The following is a 19,631-nucleotide window of genomic DNA, read 5'->3' on the forward strand; positions in this document are numbered from 1 at the left end:
GAGCCCCTCGGCTTCCCCCCACATCTCAAATACAAGGAAAACCCGATGACATTCCCGCTTGACAACAAAAGCCCCATACGAGTCCGCCCATGACGTCGAGGTTCACGCGCGATAGTGGCTCTCTCCCCTACCCCTCCCCCACCAGCCCGATCGCGCCCCACACCGCCGCCTGCCATCCCAGCTCCGCCCAGCGCAGGTCGAGCGGCTGGATCGATTGCGGCAGCGGCAGGTGGTCGGCGATGATCGCGGCGAGGCGCCGGCGGGGATAGCCGGCCATCTCGACCACGCCGCCGCCGATCAGCACGGTGCGCGGCGACAGCAGGGCGATGGCGGAGGCGACGGCGAAGGCCTGGTCGCGGACGACCCCGGCCAGCGCCGCCTGCAGCCCCGGGGCCTCGGCGGTGAACAGCTCCGCCACCGGCACCGCGTGCGCCGCCGCCAGCGCCTCCAGCGCGCGGCCCGAGGCATAGACCTCCACGCGATCGGGCTCGATGCCCGGCAGGGTGCGGCCGAGCCCATGCATCGGCATGTGGCCGATCTCCAGCGCCCAGCCGCCGCCGCGGAACACCGTGCCCTCGCCCATATAGGCGGCGCCGATGCCGGTGCCGACATAGACGGCGAGCACGTGGCTCTCGCCCTTCACCGCGCCGGCACGGCACTCGCCGAGCAGCTGCAGCGCCACGTCGCGCTCGAGGCGAACCGGCATGCCGGTCGCCCGCGCCAGCGCCGAGGCCAGCGCCAGGCCGTTCAGCTCCGGCACATTGGCCGCCTGCAGCACGCGGTCGAAGTCGCGGTCGATGAAGCCGGGCACGGTCACGACAGCCTGAGCCGGGGCGAGGCCCGCCTCGGCGCTGGCCTCGGCCAGGATGGCGGCGAGCGCCGCCACCGGGTCGGCGCAGCGGATGCGCGTCGTGGCACAGGTGCGGGCGAAATCGAGCGGCCGCCCGTCCCGGGCAAAGCCGAGCTTGACCGAGGTGCCGCCGATCTCGACCACGGCGAGCGCGCCGCTCACGCCAGCCTCCCGAGGAAGCCGGCGAGCGCGTCGCGGAACTCGCGCTCGTAGGCGGCGCGGTCCACCGCCTTGGGCGTGATCTCGACCAGCACGGCGCCCGGGATCAGCGCCGCCAGGCGCTGGGCGAAGACGAGGGGATGCGCGAGGTCGACGCCGTGGCCGATCACCAGCGTCGGCACGGCGATCCGCCGGATGTCCGCCTCGGTCACGTCAGGCCCGTCGGCGGCGATGGCCCTGAGCAGCCCGGCGAAGCGGACGGGATCGGGCCGGGCGAAGAAGCCGGCGAGGCTGGCGAGGTTGTCCGGCGCCGCGGCGGCGAGCTCGGCCGCGGCCGCGCTCGCCGCGAAGCGCCGGCGCGCCTCGTCAGGCTCGTGGGCCGCCATCAACTCGCCGACGAGCCCGTAGGGCCGCATGTTGACCGGCGCCGGCGTGTCGACCCAGGCGGGCCGCGCCAGGATCAGGCCCCGCGCCATGTCCGGCCGGCGCACGGCGAGGCGCAGGGCGATCGCCGCCCCCATGGAGATGCCGCCGACCACGGCCGGCCCGAGGCCGAGCCGGCCGGCCAGCGCGGCGAGGTCGTCGGCGAAGGTGGCGATCGAGAGATCCGCCGGCGGCCCGAAGGCCGAGCCGCCCTGGCCGCGGCACTCCAGCGTGATCCGCCGCACCGCCGGCGCGGCGGGAAAGACCTGCGCCACCTGCGCCTCGTCGCCGCCGAGGCCGTGCTGGAACAGCACCGGCAGCCCCTCCCCGACGTCGCGGTAGCGCAGCGCCACCCCGTCGCGCTCGAAGGCGGCGAAGCTCATGCCGCGGCCTCCGCGATCACCCTCTGCAGGAACGTCGCGACGCCGGGCGCCTCGGCCGCGGCGAGGCCGTGCGTCACCAGCGGGCCGTCGAAGCCGGCGGCGCGCAGCCGTCCGACGAAATGGGCAAAGTCGACGACACCCTGGCCGGCGGTGGCGAAGGAGCCGTCCGCATGGCGGTCCTTGGCATGGGCCAGGGCGATGTCGCCGGCGAGGAGATCGACCGCCCGCGCGACGATGGTCCGCCGCTCGTCCTCTTCCGCGACCTCGAACAGGTTGGCGGGGTCGAGCACGATGCGCAGCCGTGCACTGTCGATCTCGTCGATGAGGCGCCGTGCCCGGACGGCCGAGCTCACCACATTGGCGAGCTCCGGCTCGATGCCGAGCTCCACGTCGTGACGCTCGGCCAGCGCCGCCGCCGCCGTCATCTCGGCGAGGAGGTCGCGCCAGGCCTCGGGCGAGGCGTTGTCGGGATGCCAGCGCCACTGGTCCTCGGCATCGCGCGTGCCGGTGCACAGCGTCACCAGGCGGGTGCCCATGGCGGAGGCGGCCGCGCACAGCACCTCCAGCCGGGCCAGCCCGGCGCGGCGCACGGCGGGGTCGGGATGGATCATGTTGTAGGTGCCCGACACCGCGGCGATGCCGACGCCGGTTTGCCCAGCCGCCGCGCCGACCGAGGCCGCGACCTCCGGCTCGATCCGGTCGGGCATCGAGGGCAGGCCGAGGCAGGCGAGGTTGAACTGGGCCGTGGCATAGCCGGCTTCGGCCACCGCGCGCAGCACCGGCACGGCGCCTTGCGCATCGAAGGTCTTGGCGAAGATGCCGAGCTGCATCAGATCGCTCCCGTCACGTCGGCCAGGCGCACCGGCCGGCCGCTCTCGGCCGAGCGGGCGATCGCCGCCATCGCCCGCACCGAGGCGACGCCGTCCTCGGCGCTGGCGCCGGTCATGGCCGCGCCGTTCAGGATCACGCCGGCGAAGCCTTCCAGCTGGCGCCGGTAGAAATGCCCGTCGGCGCCGAGCGTGCGGTGCCAGGCGCCGTCGGCCTCGCGGAAGATGTCGACATCGCTGCTCTTATAGTACCAGGGGTTGTAGATCTTGCCGAGGACGCTGCCGTTCTCGCCGTAGATCTGGAAGCCTTCGTGCCAGTCCATGCGCACGGCCACGGTGAGGTCGAGATGGCCCACGGTGCCGTCGGCGAACTCAGCCGTCACGAACCAGCAATAGGCGCCGAAGCGCTCGGTCAGCCGCGCCTCGACCGCCTCGATCGGCCCGGCGAGATGGCGGGCGGTGTCGACGAGATGGCTGCCATGGGCGAGCATGTAGTAGCGGCGCAGGTCCGCCTTGGGATTGACCGCCGGCTTGCGCGCTTGGGCGCTGGTGACGATCAGCGGCTGCACCGCGTCGGTCATCGCATAGCGGTGGGTGTTGTCGCAGTACCAGCCCTTATAGGCGAGGCGCGTGCCCATCTCGGTCTCGACGAAGGCCTTGGCCGCCTCGATGCCGGCGTCGAAGCGCTTCATGTGGCCGACCTGCAGCACTAGCCCGCTCGCGGCGACGGCGGCCTGCAGCCGCTCCGCCTCCTCGACGGCGACGCCGACCGGCTTCTCGCACAGCACGTGCTTGCCGGCCTCGAGGGCCATGATCGAGGCCTCGACGTGGAAGGCGTCGGAGGTAGCGATGATCACCGCCTCGAGCTCGGGGTCGCCCAGCATCGCCCGGTAGTCGGCATAGGACTTTTCCGGCGCATGGGTGGCGGCCATGCGCTCGCGCAGGTCGTCGGCGACGTCGCAGATGGCATAGAGGTCGACGTTGCGCGCCTTGGTGCAGGATTCGAAATGGGCGGCCTGCGCGATCGGCCCGCAGCCGAGCACCCCGACCCTGAGCCTTCGCTCGTCCTTGCGTGGCATCGATCCCTCCTTCCCGCGGCCGCGCCGCTTCTCAGACCTGGAATTGCGCGTCCATCGACAGCATCGCCTGGTGCAGCAGATAGGCCGCCCCGAGGGCCGGGCCGGCGGTCCGCACCGTCGACGTCTCGATGGCCGGCACGGGGTAGCCCTCCACCAGCGAGGCCTCGACCTCCCGGGCGACCGCCTCGGCCACGAAGGGGAACACCGCGCTCACCGAGCCGCCGAGCACGACCTTCTGCGGCTCGAGCGTCGAGATCAGGGCGGCGAGGCCGCGGGCGAGCCAGCGGCCCCAGTCCGCAGCGGTCCGCTGTGCGGCGGCATCGCCAGCCTCGAGCGCTGCGAGCAGGCCCGCCAGCGTCGCCGGCGTGCCGCCGTGATAGCGCCAGCGGGCGAGCAGCGCGTCCTTGCCGACAAAGGTCTCGAAACGGCCGGGGCGGCGCGGATCGAAGACATAGCCCTCCTCGCCGATGCGGATATGGCCGATCTCGCCCGCCCCGCGCTGGCGCCCGTGATAGAGCCGGCCGCCGGCGATGATGCCGCCGCCGACGCCGTTCTCGATCAGCACCACCAGGATATCGGCGGGCTCGCGCCCGGCCTGCCGGTAGGTCTCCGCCACGGCGAAAGCGTTGGCATCGTTCTCCAGCAGCACGGGCCGGTCGATGCCGAGCTGCCGGCGCAGCAGGCTGGCCACCTCGACCCCGTGCCAGCCCAGGATGGTGGCGTGGTAGGTGCGCTGGTCGGCGGCGAGGAAGCCGGGAATGGCGACGCTGATGCCCTCGACGCGCCCCCCCGCGGGCAGCGCCGCCAGCGCCTCGCCGATCAGCCGCGCCGTCAGCTCGATCGCCGCGGCGGGATCGCAGCCGGCGCCGCGGAAATCGCGCTCCACGGCATGACGGACCATGCCGGCAAGGTCGACCGCCAGCGCGGTGATGCGGTCGACGCCGATATCGGCGCCGATGAAGAAGGCGCCGTCGCCGTCGATCTCGACCAGGATGCCGGGCCGCCCGACCCGGGCCGCCGCCTCCTCCTCCGGCCGCTCGCGCACCAGGCCGGCATCGAGCAGGCTCTGCACCAGGCTGCCGGTGGTCGAGCGGGTGAGGCCGAGGCTGCGGGCGAGCTCGGCGCGGCTCATGCCGCCGGCCCGGAACAGGGCGGCGAGAGCACGGGTCTCGTTGAGCTGACGGATCGCCTGGGGAGTGGTCACGGCGGGCCTTATTTGTATTGGCTCGAAACTAATTTCGGCATTTGATTGCGTCAAGCCTGCCGAGCTATGGCCAAATATTTCCGACTCAGGCCTCGCTTCGCATCTTGACGCCGAAACGCCGGCGTTATTAGTTTTGTGAAAATACAAATTTGGGCAGGGATGGAACCGCATGACGCTGCTGGCGCGGCTCGATCACATCGTGAAGGATTTCGGCGCCATCCGCGCGCTCGACGACGTCTCGATCGAGATCCATCAGGGCGAGGTGCTGGGCCTGATGGGCGACAACGGCGCCGGCAAGTCGACGCTGGTCAAGACCATCGCCGGCAATTTCCAGCCGACCTCGGGCACCTTCACCATGGAAGGCCATCCGGTGGCGTTCTCGGGGCCGGCGGACGCCCGCCGCCACGGCATCGAGGTGGTCTACCAGGACCTGGCGCTCTGCAACAACCTGACCGCGGCGGCCAATGTCTTCCTCGGCCGCGAGCTGATGACCCGCATCGGCCCGCTCAGCGTGCTCGACCACCGCCGCATGAACGTCCGCGCCGCCGAGCTGTTCGGCGAGTTGAAATCGGAGACCCGTCCGGCCGACCTGGTCAACCGCATGTCCGGCGGCCAGCGCCAGGCCGTCGCCATCGCCCGCACCCGCCTCGCCCGCTCCAAGATCGTGCTGATGGACGAGCCGACCGCGGCGATCAGCGTGCGCCAGGTGGCGGAGGTGCTGGCCCTGATCAAGCGCATGAAGGACCAGGGCCTCTCCGTCATCCTGATCAGCCACCGCATGCCCGACGTCTTCGAGGTCTGCGACCGCGTCATCGTCATGCGCCGCGGCCGCAAGGTGGCGGACAAGCCGATCGCGCAGACCAGCCCCGAGGAAGTCACCGGTCTCATCACCGGCGCCATCCGCTCGGCCTGACCGCCCCATCCGGAGACCAGCATGTCCTCTCCCCAAGACGCACCGGGCATGGCCGTCGACCTGCTCAGCTCCCGCCGCGGCTCGCTGCTCGGCCGGCTCTTCGGCGCGCAGGAGACCTGGATCGCCCTGGCCATCTTGGTGCTCGGCATCGTCGTCTCGCTGATCTCGGCCAAGTTCGCCACGCCGGGCAACCTGCTCAACGTCTTCCAGAACGCCTGCTTCATCGGCCTGATGGCGCTCGGCATGACGCCGGTCATCATCAGCGGCGGCATCGACATCTCGGTCGGCTCGATCCTCGGCCTGTGCGGCGTCACCTACGGCATGGTGCTCAACGCCGACATGCCGCTCGGCGTCGGCATCGCCGCCACCCTGGCGCTCGGGGCGCTGTGCGGCGCCTTCAACGGCGCGGTCATCGCCTATATCAAGCTGCCGCCCTTCGTGGTGACGCTGGCGACGCTCTCCATCGGCCGCAGCCTGGCGCTCGTCGTCACCAACAACGAGGTGTTCTACACCTTCGGCCGGGCGACCGATGCGATGATCACCCTCGGCGGCGGCTACAGCTTCGGCCTGCCGAACGTGGTCTACGCCCTGATCGTCGGCGTGCTGATCCTGCACTTCCTTTTGCGCATGACGCGCTGGGGCCGCTACGTCTTCGCCATCGGCGGCAACGAGGACGCGGCGCGGCTCGCCGGCATTCCGGTCGACCTGATCAAGATCTCCACCTATGCCTTCGGCGGCCTGATGGCCGCCGTCACCGCCGTGTTCCTGGTCGGCTGGCTCGGCGCCGTCACCAATGCCGTCGGCACCGGCTACGAGCTGCAGGTGATCGCCGCCACCGTCATCGGCGGCGCCAGCCTCACCGGCGGCTTCGGCACGGCGCTCGGCGCCGCCATCGGCGCGGTGCTGGTCGAGGTCATCCGCAACGCCCTCCTGATCGCGGGCGTCAACCCCTTCTGGCAGGGCACCTTCGTCGGGAGCTTCATCCTGGCGGCCGTGCTGCTGGAGAGGATCCGCTCCATGCGTCGCTAGGGCGGAACCTGCTGCCCGCCCGCCGGGCGGGAGCACGAACAAGAACCGACGGAGGAAACCATGTCACCCCTAGCAAAGCTCGGCGCGGGCCTGTCGCTGGCCTGCCTCGCCCTCGGCCTCGCCGCCCAGCCGGCTGCGGCGGCGCAGCGCGAGTTCGCCCTGGTCTTCAAGGTGCTCAACAACGCCTTCAGCCCGCCGATCGACCAGGGCTGCAAGGCCGCGGCCAAGGAGCTCGGCGACGTCACCTGCACCTATATCGGCCCGACCGAGTATGACGAGGCCAAGCAGGTGCAGCTCGCCCAGGACATGATCACCCGCGGCGTCGACGGCCTCGGCATCTCGGCCGGCAACCCCAAGGCCATGGCCCGCATCCTGAAGATGGCCAAGGACAAGGGCATTCCCGTCGTCACCTTCGACACCGACGTGCTGCCCGAGGATGCCGGCCTGCGCTCGACCTATATCGGCACCGACAACTACCAGTTCGGCCTCGCCCTGGCCGCGAAGATCCTCGACAACAAGAAGAAGGGCGGCACGGTCTGCATCCAGTCCGGCGCCCCGGCCTCGGAGAACCTCAAGGCGCGCGTGCAGGGCATCCGCGACGCCCTGGCCGGCACCACCAAGGACAAGCCGGTCGAGCGCCTCACCGGCCAGAACGGCTGGAGCGAGCCGGCGGGCTGCCCCGTCTACAACAATGACGACATCACGCTGGCGGCCCAGCAGGTGCGCGACGTCATGACCAACAACCCCAATCTCGACGTCTTCGTCGCCGTCGGCGGCTGGGCCCAGTACGCGCCGCAGGCCTATACCCAGACCATGGAGCCCCTGAAGGCCCGCCTCGACGCCAAGGAGCTGCTGGTGGTGTTCGGCGACAATTTCGGGCCGCAGCTGCCGCTGCTCGCCAAGGGCCTCAGCCACTACAATATCGGCCAGCGCCCCTATGACATGGGCTACCAGACCATCAAGGCGCTCGACGACCTCAGCAAGGGCAAGAGCGTGCCGCCGACGATCATCACCGGCACCGAGGTCTGCACGCCGGAGGACGCCCTGACCACCTGCGGCAAGGCCGGCCACTGAAGCCCCGGCCGCCGGCGCCCCGGTGCCGGCGGCCGCGCCCTCTTTCCCGCGCCACGCAAATTCCGTGGCGCGACCTTGTGGCCCGGCGATTAGGCTTTACCTAAGCCACGGGAGCGTGTGTCATGGCGGAGCGCCGCCGACCGCCGCCCCGCAAGCCAGCCCAGGAGAGAGGATTGGACCTCGAGCACACCCTCCAATCCATCGTCAGCCTCCATTCCGTCATCCCGGAGGACGGCTTCACCGCGTCCATCCTCGGCACCGAGCGCGGCGGCAGCGGCATCGTCATCCGCGAGACCGGGCTGGTGCTGACCATCGGCTATCTCATCACCGAGGCGGAGGCCGTATGGCTGACCTGCATGGACGGGCGCGTCGTCCCGGCCCATGCTCTCGCCTATGACCAGGAGACCGGCTTCGGCCTGGTGCAGGCGCTCGACCGGCTCGACCTCCCTGCCCTGCCCCTCGGCCGCGCGAGCGTGGCGCGCCCCGGCGATCCCGTCGTCCTGGCGGCCGGCGGCCGCGGCCAGTTCGTCAACGCCCATATCGTCGCCAAGCAGGAATTCGCCGGCTATTGGGAATATCTCCTGGAGGAGGCGATCTTCACCGCCCCGGCCCATCCCTCCTGGGGCGGCGCCGGCCTGATCGACGCCGAAGGCAGGCTCCTCGGCGTCGGCTCGCTGATGGTGCAGCAGCTGACCGAGACCGGCCTGCAGGACATCAACATGGTCGTGCCGATCGACCTGCTGCCGCCGATCCTCGACGACCTGCTCAGCCACGGCCAGCTCAGCAAGCCGGCCCGGCCCTGGCTCGGCGTCTACACCGCCGAGAGCGAGGGGCGCATCGTCGTTGCCAACGTCGCCGAGCGCGGCCCGGCCGCCGCCGCGGGCCTGCGCCGCGGCGATATCGTCGCCGGCGTGCGCGATGCCGACGTGGCGAGCCTCGCCGACTTCTATCGCAAGGTCTGGGAGAGCGGCCCGGCCGGCACCGAGATCCCGATCGAGGTGGTGCGCAACAACCGCAGCCTGTGGCTGCGCGTCAAGTCCGCCGACCGCGGCGCCTTCCTGCGCAAGCCGCGGGTGCATTGAGGGCTGGCGGCGTCTTGCCCCTGCCGCGACCGTTCCGTCATGGCCGGGCTTGTCCCGGCCATCCACGCGAACACAGCGTTTGCCAGATGAGACGCAACCGTATCGGCCTCCGTCGGAACCGTCAGCGTTCGCGCGGAAGGGCGGATCAAATCCGCCCATGACGGTCGCGGTGGGCGAGGCCGGTCCTACTCGCTGGGCGTATGTTGCAGCTTTTACCGCTCTTCCCGCGGCCTTGGACCTCACCCCGATTGCGCGGATCGGGACGCCCGTGCCAAAACTCTCGCCGGCTTTTGGACGGAGCCGGCGCGCCGGCCCCAGGAAGGATGAGGACATGGCTTACGACAGGATGTTGGCGCAGATGGCGGAGAAGCCGGGCTTCATCGCCGCGCTCGACCAGAGCGGTGGCTCGACGCCCGGGGCGCTGCGCCTCTACGGCATCCCCGAGACTGCCTATAGCGGCGACGCCGAGATGTTCCGCCTCATGCACGAGATGCGGGTGCGCATCATCAGCGCCCCCGCCTTCACCGGCGCCAAGGTGATCGGCGCCATCCTGTTCGAGCGCACCATGGACGGCGAGGCGCAGGGCAAGCCCGTGCCGACCTTCCTCTGGGAGGACCGCCGCGTCGTCCCCTTCCTCAAGGTCGACAAGGGCCTGGAGGCGGAGAAGGACGGCGTCAGCCTGATGAAGCCGATGCCGGAGCTCGACGCGCTGCTCGCCCGCGCCGTCAAGGCCGGCGTGTTCGGCACCAAGATGCGCTCGGTGATCAACCTGCCCTCGCAGGAGGGCATCGCCGCCGTGGTCGCCCAGCAGTTCGAGGTCGCCGAGCAGATCGCCCGCCACGGGCTGGTGGCGATCATCGAGCCGGAAGTCTCGATCAAGAGCCCCGACAAGGCCGGGGCCGAGGCGATCCTGCTGGCCGAGATCGCCAGGCAGCTGGACGCGCTGCCCGAGGGCCGCACGGTGATGCTGAAGCTCACCATCCCGACCGTCCCCGACCTCTATGCCCCGCTGGTCAAGCATCCCAGCGTCACCCGCGTGGTGGCCCTCTCCGGCGGCTACAGCCGCACCGACGCCTGCAAGCGCCTCGCCGCCAACCACGGCATGATCGCCAGCTTCTCCCGCGCCCTGGTGGAGGACCTGAAGCATTCCATGAGCGATGCCGAGTTCGACGCCGCGCTCGCCGCCGCCATCGACGAGATCTACCAGGCCTCCACCGTCAAGGCGTGATGTCGGACAAGGCGGCGTGCCGGCCGGCGCTCTTTTTGGGCGGCTAGCAAGCGACGGACAGGGTTGCATCGTTACCCGCATGAACCTCAACGTCATGGACGGACTTGATCCGTCCATTCACGCGAACACGACGATGGCCAACTCTTGGCGCAACACCGGCCGGTGCCCTTCCTTCATCCGCCAGTGTTCGCTACGAAATCGTTCGATTTCGTCGGGATGGGCGGATCAAGTCCGCCCATGACGGTCGAGGATGACGCCACCGTTGCGCCGCTTGCTGCAACGGTGGCGTCGTGACCGAGTTCGCCCGGCCATGACGCTCGCGGGTGGTGCCTCCGTCGCGTTCCTGCGACAACATCCCACAACCTCAAGGACCACACCCTCCCACCTCACTCCGCCGGGGCGAGCGCCGGCACCGGTGCGGCCTCGGCCTCGCCGCTCAGGGCCGCGGCCAGCCGCTCGCGGTCGAGCTCGCCTTCCCAGCGCGCCACCACGATGGTCGCCACCGCATTGCCGACCAGGTTGGTGAGCGCCCGGCATTCCGACATGAAGCGGTCGATGCCCAGGATCAGCGCCATGCCGGCAACCGGCACCGACGGCACCACGGACAGCGTCGCCGCCAGGGTGATGAAGCCGGCGCCGGTGATGCCGGCCGCGCCCTTGGAGCTGAGCATCGCCACAAGGAGGAGCAGGATCTGCTCGCCGGCCGAGAGATGGATGCCGGTCGCCTGGGCGATGAACAGCGCCGCCAGCGTCATGTAGATGTTGGTGCCGTCGAGGTTGAAGGAATAGCCGGTGGGGATGACCAGGCCGACCACCGAGCCCTTGCAGCCGGCCCGCTCCATCTTCTCCATCAAGCTCGGCAGCGCCGCCTCGGACGAGCTGGTGCCGAGCACGAGGAGCAGCTCCTCCTTGATGTAGCGGATCAGCGCGAAGATCGAGAAGCCGTTGAAGAGGCACACCGCCCCCAGCACCAGCACCACGAACAGCACCGAGGTGGCGTAGAAGGTCAGGATCAGGAACAGCAGCTTGGCCACGGCGCCGATGCCGAACTTGCCGATGGTGAAGGCCATGGCGCCGAAGGCGCCGACCGGCGCGGCCCGCATCAGGATGGCGACCAGGCGGAACATCGCCTGCGACAGCGACTGCAGCACCGCCATGACCGGCGCCGCCCGCTCGCCGACCAGCGCCAGGGCGATGCCGAACAGCACGGAGAAGAACAAGACCTGCAGCACGTCGCCGCCGGCGAAGGCGCTGACCGGCGTCGCCGGGATGATGTTCACGAGGAAGCCGACCACGGTCTGGTCGTGCGCCTTCTCGGTGAACTCGGCCACCGCCTTCGGATCGAGCGCGGCGGGATCGACGTTGAGGCCCGCGCCGGGCTGGACCACGTTGCCGACGATCAGGCCGACGATCAGCGCCAGGGTCGAGAACACCAAGAAATAGGCCATCGCCTTGAGGAAGACGCGTCCGACCTTCTTCAGGTCGCTCACCCCGGCGATGCCGGTGACGACGGTGAGGAAGATCACCGGCGCGATCACCATCTTGATCAGCTTGATGAAGGCATCGCCCAGCGGCTTCAGGCTGGTGCCGAGATCGGGATAGTAATGGCCGAGCGCGATGCCGGCGGCGATGGCGACCAGCACCTGGACATAGAGGCTGGCATAGAATGGTCGCTTGCGCGAAGCGGCCGGTGGGGTGATCGCGATGGGGGCCATGACGTCCTCCTCTGGGGGTCCGGCGCGGCGCGGACCCGGCTGGCGTTTCCTTGCAGGCCGCGTGTTGTCCGCAGCCTCGAATGGCCGATCGCAAGAGCGATGCCACATGGCGGGATCCGCCCATCTCCTTGATGATGCTCTGGATTTTCTCGCGCCCCACCTGCTGCGGCCGGCAAGATCGGGCGGATTTCCGCCAGATCCCCTTGATCCCGTGCGGAAATCCGCACAGGATTGAGCATGATCCGAAGCCCGATCCTGGACCGTCTTTCCCGGCGCCGCGGGGAATGGCTGGCCTTCGCCGCCGTCGCCGCGACCGTGCTCGGCCTCACCGCCTGGCTGGCCGGCGAGGTCGGCCGCAGCCGGGCCGCCGAGGCGCTGCGGGCCCAGGCCGCCGGCAGCGCCACGCTCAACGTCGCGGTGCTGCGCGCCGAGCTGGAGAAGCAGCGCGCCCTGCCCTACGTGCTGTCGCAGGATCCCGACGTGCAGGCCGCCCTCGCCGGCCACGAGCCGGTGCGCATCGCCGCCCTCAACGCCAAGCTGGAGACGCTGGTGCGCGGCACCCGCACGGCGGTGATCTACCTCATCGACGCGTCGGGCACCGCCATCGTCTCCAGCAACTGGCGCGAGCCGACCAGCTTCGTCGGCAGCAATTATCGCTTCCGCCCCTATTTCACCGGCGCCGTCACCGACGGGGCGGCCGAGCATTTCGCCCTCGGCACGGTGAGCAAGCGGCCCGGCCTCTACATCTCCCGGCGCATCGGCGAACCCAACGCCCTGCTCGGCGTGGTCGTGGTCAAGGTCGAGTTCGACCAGGTCGAAGCGGACTGGGGCCAGTCCGGCGCCGCGGTCTATGTCGCCGATCCGCGCGGTATCGTGCTCCTGACCAGCGAGCCCGACTGGCGCTTCCTGGCCGAGGCGCCGATCGCGCCCGGCGATGCCGGAGCGATCCGCGCCAGCCTGCAGTTCGGCAATGCGCCGCTGACGCCGCTGCCGCTGCGCCCGCGCGACGCCGGCACGGCCGGCGCCGACTTCGCTGCCCTCCCCGACGGCTCGCTGCAGCTCGCCAGCGAAAGCGCGGTGCCTTCGACGCCCTGGCGCCTGCATCTGCTCCTGCCTGCCGACGATGCGCTCGCGGCCGGCGCGCGCACCGCCCGCATCGCCGCGCTCGGCGGCGCCGGCTCGGTGCTGGCGCTGGCCGGGCTGCTGCTGCACCGGCGCCAGCGCAGCCGGACGCGGGCGGCGGAGGCGGTCGAGGCGCGGGCCGAGCTGGAGCGCCGCGTCGAGGCGCGCACCCGCGACCTCAGCGCCGCCAACGCGCAGCTGACCCGCGAGATCGACGAGCGCCAGCGCATCGAGGCCAAGCTGCAGGTGGCGCGCGACGAGCTGGCGCAGGCCAATCGGCTGGCCACGCTCGGCCAGGTCACGGCGGGCCTGGCGCACGAGGTCAACCAGCCGGTCGCGGCGATCCGCAGCTATGCCGACAACGCCGTCGCCTTCCTCGACCGCGGCGACCATGCCGCGGTGCGCGACAACCTCGCCACCGTGGCCGGGCTGACCGAGCGCATCGGCGCCATCACCGGGACGCTGCGCGGCTTCTCGCGCAAGGCGACCGGCGAGACCGGCCCGCTTGCCCTGGTCGAGGCGCTCGACGGCGCCCTGATGCTGGTCGGCACCCGCGCCCGCCGCCTCGGCGTGGCCCTCGACGCCGACCGGCCGGAACCAGGCCTCGCCGTCATCGCCAACCGCGTCCGGCTGGAGCAGGTGCTGGTCAACCTCCTGCAGAACGCCCTCGACGCGCTGGAAGAACGGCCGGAGCCGGCGATCCGCATCGGCCTCGCCGCGACGCCGATGGAGGCCATCCTCACTGTCGCCGACAACGGCCCCGGCATCGCGCCGGAGGTGCTGGCGGCCCTGTTCACGCCCTTCCTCACCACCAAGCCGCGCGGCGTCGGCCTCGGCCTGGTGATCTCAAAGGACATCGTCGACGAGTTCGGCGGGCACCTGGCGGCCGACAACGCCCCCGGCGGCGGCGCCTGCTTCACCCTGACCTTGCGGAGGGCGCCATGACCGAAAGCGCCATGACCGGGGCCACCCTGCCCGTCGCCTTCGTCGACGACGACGCGGAGCTGCGCCGCGCCAATGCCCAGACCCTGGCGCTCGCCGGCTTCCGCCCCCTGCCCTTCGAGAGCGCGACCGCCGCCCTCGCGGCCATCGATGCCAGCTTCGCCGGCGTGGTGGTGACCGACCTGCGCATGCCCGGCATGGACGGCATGGACCTCTATCGCCGGCTGGCGGCGCTGGATCCGGACCTGCCGGTCATCCTCGTCACCGGCCATGGCGACATCGCCACCGCGGTCGAGGCGATGCGCGAGGGCGTCTACGACTTCCTGGCCAAGCCCTTCGCCGCCGACCGGCTGATCCAGAGCGTGCGGCGGGCGGCGGAGAAGCGCGCGCTGGTGATGGAGAACCGGCGCCTGCGCGCCGCGGCGGAGGCAGCCGAGCCGGACTCGCCGCTGATCGGCGACGCCCCGGCGATCCGCCGCCTGCGCGAGACCCTGCGCGCCATCGCCGACGCCGATGTCGACGTGCTGGTGGTCGGCGAGACCGGCAGCGGCAAGGAGGTGGTTGCCGGCCTGCTGCACCGGCTGTCGCGCCGCCAGGTGCGCGAGTTCGTCGCCCTCAACTGCGCCGCCCTGCCGGAGAGCGTGATCGAGAGCGAGCTCTTCGGCCACGAGCCCGGCGCCTTCACCGGCGCGCAGAAGAAGCGGGTCGGGCTGATCGAGCATTCCAGCGGCGGCACGCTGTTCCTCGACGAGATCGAGAGCATGCCGCTCGGCACCCAGGCCCGGCTGCTGCGGGTGCTGGAGCGGCGCGAGGTCATGCCGGTCGGCGCCAACATCGTGCGCGCGGTCGATCTCCGGGTGGTCGCCGCCGCCAAGGTCGACCTCGGCGACCCCCGCCAGCGCGCCGGCTTCCGGGAGGACCTCTACCACCGCCTCAACGTGGTGACGCTGCGGGTGCCGCCGCTGCGCGAGCGGCGCGCGGACGTGCCGCTGCTGTTCGCCCATTTCCAGGCGCGGGCGGCGCAGCGCTTCCGGCGCGAGGCGCCGGCCCTGACCGAGCCTGTGCGCCGCCACCTCCTCGAGCACGACTGGCCCGGCAATGTGCGCGAGCTGGTGCATTTCGCCGAGCGCGTGGTGCTGGGCCTCGCCGAGGTCGGGGCCGCGCCGCCCGCCGCCGCGCCGGACGGGGCGAGCCTGCCCGAGCGGGTCGAGCGCTACGAGGCCGGGCTGATCCGCGAGGCCCTCGCCCGGCACAGGGGCGACGTGCGCTCCACCCTCGAAGCGCTCGGCCTCCCGCGCAAGACCTTCTACGACAAGCTGCAGCGCTACGGCATCAGCCGATCGAGCTACGAGGGGTAGAAGTCATATATCCATACTGCAAGCATGCCTTTCGCGCTTGCCATCACCCGACGCGTCGGGCGATCCCGTCTCAGGCCACCTCGGCTGCGGCTGGACTGACAGCGGGAGGCAAGCCGAGCGCCGCCAGCAACTCCAAAGCCTGTTGGTCCCGACCGTTCTGGGTCTTGGCGCCCTTGCGGCGGACCAATTCCGCCTGCCAATCCGGCTGCTTCTCGATCATGGCCAACCAATGCATGGTTGCAGCCAGCTCGAGAGCCGTCGCCGAACGTCTCTGCATCTCCGCCAAAGCCTGGTGAAGGCGATCTACGATCGGCAGACCGTCCGGCGCCTCGCCATGACCGGCCGGCCTGGACCGATAGGCGACGTAAGGCACGCCATCGCTCTGACGGCGGCGCTGCTCGGCCTCCAGGCGGCCGAAGACGACATCGTCTTCGACCTGCTCCGCCAAGCCGGCGGAATACGGCCCGTAGTGATGGTACTCGTAGGAAAAACCGCTGTTCAAGCCAATCTGGTCAAGCAGATAGACGATCTTCTGCAGCCGGATCTTTCCGACGACCTCTCCCCCGGCGGCTTCGACGAGGCTTGGAACATCAATGGTCATGCGCTCCTCCCTCGAACCGAATCGACGACACCTTGCGCCAATTTGAAGTCTGCTTCATTGAGAAAATAGTACCGTTCGAACGCCCTTTGCCGGTCCGAGCGGGCGATCGTCGCGTCCTTGAAATCCGAGATCTCCTTCAGATTGCCGTCCGCCATCTGGATCATCAGGCGCTTTTGGGCTCGCCCGTCGTCAGCTCCAATCTCGCCGTAGAGCGATAGTTTGGCCGAGTCGCGAAACACGCTCTCGTTCAGCTGATCCTTGAATTGCGAATCCAGCTTGTGCTTGAGCCGGCGCTGCCTCTCGGCTTCCTCCGGAAACGCTTGCTGTATGTCGAGGCAGATCGGGCGCTCTCGATTCAGAATTCGGCGCGCGATCGCACGGGCAGCGTCATCACCCGACGCTGCGACCAGATGGATCGCCCCCCACGCGACCGTATCGTCCAATGCCCGATAGTTTGCGGTCGTATCACCGCCCGGCATGAAAAACCGCACCAGAGGATGGTCGTCCGCAAGTCCGCGGACGCTTCCTTTCTCGATGACGCTGCGTGCAACGAGTCGGAAGAACAATGAAACGAGCTGCTCGATTCCGCGCGTGGTCTTGTGAAAGTAGACATTCGTATACAGCCGGTATCGAGCGAGCAGAAAATCTTCCGCCGCATCCTTCGCCTTGTAGCCGAGGCAAAAACTGTGTTCGTAGATCGGATCGCCACCATCTGCGTCCGGCGGGGAAAAATCGATCTCCGCCACACGCACATTGTCCATCAGCCATTCGAGATCGATGGCCCCCGCCCCGGTGCCGGTCATGTAGCGATCGCGAATGAGATAGTCCAAACGATCAGCATCGAACGAGCTCGACACGACCGCGTGATACATGTCGGCGGGTGTCTCCGACCTGATCAGATCGGCAACGTCCTGCGGCCTGACATCCGCCCTTTCCAGGATCTCGCCGATCGCCCCGGACGGATCTTCGATCATGTCCGCCGTGAAGGCTTCGTGCTTGCGGATGCTCGCCTTTGTCGGCCTCGCTCCGCCTTGCGCGCCTGCCAGAAACTTTCGCGCCTCCTCGAAAGCATGGCTGAACGGGCCATGGCCGATGTCGTGAAGAAGGGCGGCGAACAAGGCAACCTTGGCGCGAGCCTGGTCAAACTCGCCGTTCACGCGCTTCAGGTTGATCTCGCGCTCGATCAGCCGGACGAGACGGCGCGCATTGTGGAAAACCCCAACCGAATGGGCAAAGCGCGTATGGCTGGCGGAAGGGAAGACGAATTCGGACACGCCGAGTTGCTTGATGCGCCGCAACCGCTGCACGTCCGGCGTTCTGAGCAGAGACCATGCCGCCTCATCGACGAGCCCGCCATCCTCGAAGGCGATGATATCGTGAACGGGATCACGGATACGTTCAGTTTTCATGAGTCGAAAGGACGGATAACCGAGACAATATGCCAACAATCGACAGTTGAGGCCGTCAGGTCAGGCTTGGCGCCCCCCAGATGAGAAATTTTAAGCAACAATTGCTCCTTTATCCAGGAGGGGTGGCGAATTTCCACGAGTGAGAGAGACGTTTATCAGAAGACCTCTGTCGATCTCCTGATCGAAGTACGTGCATAGCCAACGGCAGCAGCAACGGCTTCAATGGATGGAAGGCCGGCATCTCCCGGCTTCGAGAGCACCCCTATAGCGCGCTCCCGTCCTCGTACCGCAAGCGATAGACGTCTTCGTTGAAGTCGTGAGCCTCGATATGGGTCGGCTTCAACGCAAACAAGCCTGTGAAGATGTCGCGCCCCGAGCTTTGCCAGAGAAGGTCGCCCTCCGCGGAGAGGCGGGAGATCTCCACCTCACCATGACAGATCAGCGCATCGTGGACGGGTGAGACGTGCAGGCTGAAACAGGCGGCGAAATCGACCTGGACCGACCGGATCAGCGCCAGGGCGCGGAGCGAGAGGCAGGCCACGCAATTGCCCACCCCGATGAACAGGCGCTCCTTCCATACGAGGGCCGAGCGTCCTTCGATGGGCATCATAAAGCCGCCGCCCGCGAGGACGACGGCGGGAACGTCGTCGACGAGCACACCATAGGGGGAGCCGATATAGTCTCCATCGCCGATGGTGATCTCGCGCGCGTACTTGCGCTCGTTATCGGCCGACCCGAACGAATATTGCGGCTCTTCGACGATCCGGATCCTCCCGATCGAGGATAAAAGCTGCAACCACGCCATGGCCGTCATCCCTACGGATTCGATCGAGCCGCCAGAGTGCCCTTGCGTCATCGGCTCCACAAGTCGGCGGCCTGCCGTGACGTCGACCAGAGCCGAGTGGCCCGCGTCGGACGGCACGCCGATCAGGCCGGCGCGAGCGACTTGCCGTAGGCGTCGAGCATGGCCGCGACCGCGTGCAGCATCGCCGTCAGCGGCGTCGTCGCCCGGACGTCGAATGCCATGCCGGTGCGCTCGAACAAAGCCAGGCATAGCTGCGCGGAATCGTGGCGAGACTGGTAGGCGATGCCGTCCGGCCGGTCCGCATGGTCCCAGAGCGCGTCCGACCAGGCGCCGCAGGGCCCATACGGGCCGGTCGAGACGGCATTGTCGGTCCCGACCGTCTGCAGCCCGGCGCCGTGCAGCCTGACGACCCGCAGGGCCCGGCGGCAGCTGAGCTCGGTCGCGGCGCGGTCCGCGACATCGGCGAGGGCGACCATCCGCCGCTGCGGGTTGCGCAGCAGGGTTTCCGCCATGGCGGCGCCGCGCGACAGCCCGACATAGAGCACGCCGAAACGGCTGCCGGCGCTGTCGAAGCGATAGGTCGGCGGGATGCCGGCGCCCGGACCGAAGAGCACCGGCGCGAACGCCAAGCGGTGGATGCGATGCAGCACCGTGCCCGGCGGCAGGACGTCGATCGGCAGGGCGACGCCGCCGAGCCAGGCCGGCGGCAGGGGCGCGGCGCCGGTCGGTCCGCGGGGGCCGGCCGGTCGCGCAGGCTTCATGCGAAGCCGTCGCCCCGCTCGGCCCGGACGAGGCGGCGCACCGCGTCGAGATCACCGCTGCGCAAGGCCTCGAGGGGTGTCCGGCCCCCGAGCGCCGTGTCGGGCGCCAGCAGGAAATCCAGTGTCGCCCAAGGCCCGGCCGCGCCGAGGCCGCGCACGACCTCTGCGAGGCCCGGGACGACCTCTCCCTGGCCGAACTGGCAGACGGGGTAGCGCCAGTCGCTGCCTTCGCGGACCGCAAGCAGCGCGCCGGCGCGCCGGCGCTTGTCCACGGCCTGGCGGGTGATCCCGAGCACGCGGCCGGCCGCCTCGGCCGACACCACGCCGCCGGCTGCTGCGAGCAGTGCCTGGCGATGCTCGACATTGCGGGCCAGCGCGGGCACGAGCGGATCGAGCTCGGCGACGGCCGTACCGATCACGTCGGAACGGCTGAGAAGCCGGGCCAGCGATCCGGCATCCGTTGGAGCGGCCAACACGTCCGCCAAGGTCGTGACCGGCACGCTTCCGGCAATCCGCTCCAGGGCGGACAAGGCCCGACGCAGGAAGGCTGCCTGAATCGAATCAGGCTCGGCGTGCACGTTGAGCACGAAGCTCGATGATGCCGGCCCACGGGCCATGGCTGTTTCCACGAGTTGACTTGGGCGATATGTAGGGAGGACGGAGACGA

At 69.7% G+C, this 19,631-nt stretch carries 18 protein-coding genes; 7 read left to right on the top strand and 11 right to left on the bottom strand.

What is annotated here, in order from left to right:
* Positions 1-127 precede the first annotated feature (127 nt).
* Genes QO011_RS38805 through QO011_RS38825 form a run of 5 tightly spaced genes read right to left on the bottom strand, consistent with a single transcriptional unit; the run spans position 128 to position 4,925 of the window.
* Positions 128-1,012, bottom strand: coding sequence for an ROK family protein (locus QO011_RS38805; RefSeq protein ID WP_307284926.1), 885 nt, complete (start codon positions 1,010-1,012; stop codon positions 128-130).
* Positions 1,009-1,815, bottom strand: coding sequence for an alpha/beta fold hydrolase (locus tag QO011_RS38810; RefSeq protein ID WP_307284929.1), 807 nt, complete (start codon positions 1,813-1,815; stop codon positions 1,009-1,011). The genes QO011_RS38805 and QO011_RS38810 overlap by 4 nt, the downstream gene beginning before the upstream one ends.
* Positions 1,812-2,645 carry a sugar phosphate isomerase/epimerase family protein gene (locus QO011_RS38815; protein ID WP_307284931.1) on the bottom strand — a complete coding sequence of 278 codons (834 nt, stop codon included), beginning with the start codon at positions 2,643-2,645 and terminating at the stop codon, positions 1,812-1,814. The genes QO011_RS38810 and QO011_RS38815 overlap by 4 nt, the downstream gene beginning before the upstream one ends.
* On the bottom strand, positions 2,645-3,721 hold the full coding sequence (locus tag QO011_RS38820; RefSeq protein WP_307284933.1) for a Gfo/Idh/MocA family protein: 1,077 nt from the start codon (positions 3,719-3,721) through the stop codon (positions 2,645-2,647). The genes QO011_RS38815 and QO011_RS38820 overlap by 1 nt, the downstream gene beginning before the upstream one ends.
* A 31-nt stretch (positions 3,722-3,752) precedes the next feature.
* On the bottom strand, positions 3,753-4,925 hold the full coding sequence (locus tag QO011_RS38825) for an ROK family transcriptional regulator (RefSeq protein ID WP_307284935.1): 1,173 nt from the start codon (positions 4,923-4,925) through the stop codon (positions 3,753-3,755).
* 169 nt (positions 4,926-5,094) lie between these two features.
* Here QO011_RS38825 and QO011_RS38830 point away from each other — a divergent pair, with 169 nt between their 5' ends.
* The 5 genes from QO011_RS38830 (at position 5,095) to QO011_RS38850 (ending at position 10,251) form a co-directional block, all read left to right on the top strand.
* Entirely contained in the window at positions 5,095-5,838 is a 744-nt protein-coding gene (locus QO011_RS38830; RefSeq protein WP_307284938.1) for an ATP-binding cassette domain-containing protein, read from the top strand.
* A 48-nt stretch (positions 5,839-5,886) separates the two neighbouring features.
* Positions 5,887-6,867, top strand: a complete 981-nt coding sequence (locus QO011_RS38835) for an ABC transporter permease (protein ID WP_307285125.1) — start codon at positions 5,887-5,889, stop codon at positions 6,865-6,867.
* A gap of 60 nt (positions 6,868-6,927) precedes the next feature.
* A complete protein-coding gene (locus tag QO011_RS38840) occupies positions 6,928-7,941 on the top strand; it encodes a sugar-binding protein (protein ID WP_307284940.1) in 1,014 nt (337 codons plus the stop codon).
* Positions 7,942-8,114: 173 nt separating this feature from the next.
* Positions 8,115-9,023, top strand: a complete 909-nt coding sequence (locus tag QO011_RS38845) for a S1C family serine protease (RefSeq protein ID WP_307284943.1) — start codon at positions 8,115-8,117, stop codon at positions 9,021-9,023.
* 331 nt (positions 9,024-9,354) lie between these two features.
* Positions 9,355-10,251, top strand: coding sequence for a fructose bisphosphate aldolase (locus QO011_RS38850; RefSeq protein WP_307284945.1), 897 nt, complete (start codon positions 9,355-9,357; stop codon positions 10,249-10,251).
* Positions 10,252-10,637: 386 nt separating this feature from the next.
* Here the strand turns inward: QO011_RS38850 and QO011_RS38855 are convergent, their stop codons facing one another.
* Complete coding sequence (locus tag QO011_RS38855) at positions 10,638-11,966, bottom strand: dicarboxylate/amino acid:cation symporter (protein ID WP_307284946.1); 1,329 nt, start codon at positions 11,964-11,966, stop codon at positions 10,638-10,640.
* A 237-nt stretch (positions 11,967-12,203) separates the two neighbouring features.
* Here QO011_RS38855 and QO011_RS38860 point away from each other — a divergent pair, with 237 nt between their 5' ends.
* On the top strand, positions 12,204-14,033 hold the full coding sequence (locus QO011_RS38860; RefSeq protein WP_307284948.1) for a sensor histidine kinase: 1,830 nt from the start codon (positions 12,204-12,206) through the stop codon (positions 14,031-14,033).
* Positions 14,030-15,388, top strand: coding sequence for a sigma-54-dependent transcriptional regulator (locus QO011_RS38865; RefSeq protein ID WP_307284951.1), 1,359 nt, complete (start codon positions 14,030-14,032; stop codon positions 15,386-15,388). The genes QO011_RS38860 and QO011_RS38865 overlap by 4 nt, the downstream gene beginning before the upstream one ends.
* Positions 15,389-15,458: 70 nt before the next feature.
* Here QO011_RS38865 and QO011_RS38870 read toward each other — a convergent pair whose 3' ends face one another.
* The 5 genes from QO011_RS38870 to QO011_RS38890 form a co-directional block, all read right to left on the bottom strand.
* The gene (locus tag QO011_RS38870) at positions 15,459-15,989 is read right to left on the bottom strand and encodes a hypothetical protein (protein WP_307284953.1); all 531 of its coding nucleotides are present in this window, start codon (positions 15,987-15,989) and stop codon (positions 15,459-15,461) included.
* Positions 15,986-17,398 carry an HD domain-containing protein gene (locus QO011_RS38875; protein WP_307284955.1) on the bottom strand — a complete coding sequence of 471 codons (1,413 nt, stop codon included), beginning with the start codon at positions 17,396-17,398 and terminating at the stop codon, positions 15,986-15,988. The genes QO011_RS38870 and QO011_RS38875 overlap by 4 nt, the downstream gene beginning before the upstream one ends.
* Positions 17,399-17,660: 262 nt before the next feature.
* On the bottom strand, positions 17,661-18,203 hold the full coding sequence (locus QO011_RS38880) for a hypothetical protein (protein ID WP_307284957.1): 543 nt from the start codon (positions 18,201-18,203) through the stop codon (positions 17,661-17,663).
* A gap of 122 nt (positions 18,204-18,325) precedes the next feature.
* On the bottom strand, positions 18,326-18,964 hold the full coding sequence (locus tag QO011_RS38885) for an RES family NAD+ phosphorylase (protein WP_307284961.1): 639 nt from the start codon (positions 18,962-18,964) through the stop codon (positions 18,326-18,328).
* Complete coding sequence (locus tag QO011_RS38890; RefSeq protein ID WP_307284964.1) at positions 18,961-19,581, bottom strand: antitoxin Xre/MbcA/ParS toxin-binding domain-containing protein; 621 nt, start codon at positions 19,579-19,581, stop codon at positions 18,961-18,963. The genes QO011_RS38885 and QO011_RS38890 overlap by 4 nt, the downstream gene beginning before the upstream one ends.
* Between the last annotated feature and the right edge of the window lie 50 nt (positions 19,582-19,631).

The sequence above is a fragment of the Labrys wisconsinensis genome (assembly GCF_030814995.1).
Taxonomy (GTDB): domain Bacteria; phylum Pseudomonadota; class Alphaproteobacteria; order Rhizobiales; family Labraceae; genus Labrys; species Labrys wisconsinensis.

Excerpts from the sequence above, each read along its gene's own strand:
- QO011_RS38880 (WP_307284957.1), bottom strand. The coding sequence starts at position 18,203 with ATGGCGTGGTTGCAGCTTTTATCCTCGATCGGGAGGATCCGGATCGTC.
- QO011_RS38840 (WP_307284940.1), top strand. The coding sequence starts at position 6,928 with ATGTCACCCCTAGCAAAGCTCGGCGCGGGCCTGTCGCTGGCCTGCCTC.
- QO011_RS38835 (WP_307285125.1), top strand. The coding sequence starts at position 5,887 with ATGGCCGTCGACCTGCTCAGCTCCCGCCGCGGCTCGCTGCTCGGCCGG.
- QO011_RS38810 (WP_307284929.1), bottom strand. The coding sequence starts at position 1,815 with ATGAGCTTCGCCGCCTTCGAGCGCGACGGGGTGGCGCTGCGCTACCGC.
- QO011_RS38890 (WP_307284964.1), bottom strand. The coding sequence starts at position 19,581 with ATGGCCCGTGGGCCGGCATCATCGAGCTTCGTGCTCAACGTGCACGCC.
- QO011_RS38850 (WP_307284945.1), top strand. The coding sequence starts at position 9,355 with ATGGCTTACGACAGGATGTTGGCGCAGATGGCGGAGAAGCCGGGCTTC.
- QO011_RS38855 (WP_307284946.1), bottom strand. The coding sequence starts at position 11,966 with ATGGCCCCCATCGCGATCACCCCACCGGCCGCTTCGCGCAAGCGACCA.
- QO011_RS38830 (WP_307284938.1), top strand. The coding sequence starts at position 5,095 with ATGACGCTGCTGGCGCGGCTCGATCACATCGTGAAGGATTTCGGCGCC.
- QO011_RS38875 (WP_307284955.1), bottom strand. The coding sequence starts at position 17,398 with ATGAAAACTGAACGTATCCGTGATCCCGTTCACGATATCATCGCCTTC.
- QO011_RS38885 (WP_307284961.1), bottom strand. The coding sequence starts at position 18,964 with ATGAAGCCTGCGCGACCGGCCGGCCCCCGCGGACCGACCGGCGCCGCG.
- QO011_RS38820 (WP_307284933.1), bottom strand. The coding sequence starts at position 3,721 with ATGCCACGCAAGGACGAGCGAAGGCTCAGGGTCGGGGTGCTCGGCTGC.
- QO011_RS38815 (WP_307284931.1), bottom strand. The coding sequence starts at position 2,645 with ATGCAGCTCGGCATCTTCGCCAAGACCTTCGATGCGCAAGGCGCCGTG.
- QO011_RS38870 (WP_307284953.1), bottom strand. The coding sequence starts at position 15,989 with ATGACCATTGATGTTCCAAGCCTCGTCGAAGCCGCCGGGGGAGAGGTC.
- QO011_RS38865 (WP_307284951.1), top strand. The coding sequence starts at position 14,030 with ATGACCGAAAGCGCCATGACCGGGGCCACCCTGCCCGTCGCCTTCGTC.
- QO011_RS38860 (WP_307284948.1), top strand. The coding sequence starts at position 12,204 with ATGATCCGAAGCCCGATCCTGGACCGTCTTTCCCGGCGCCGCGGGGAA.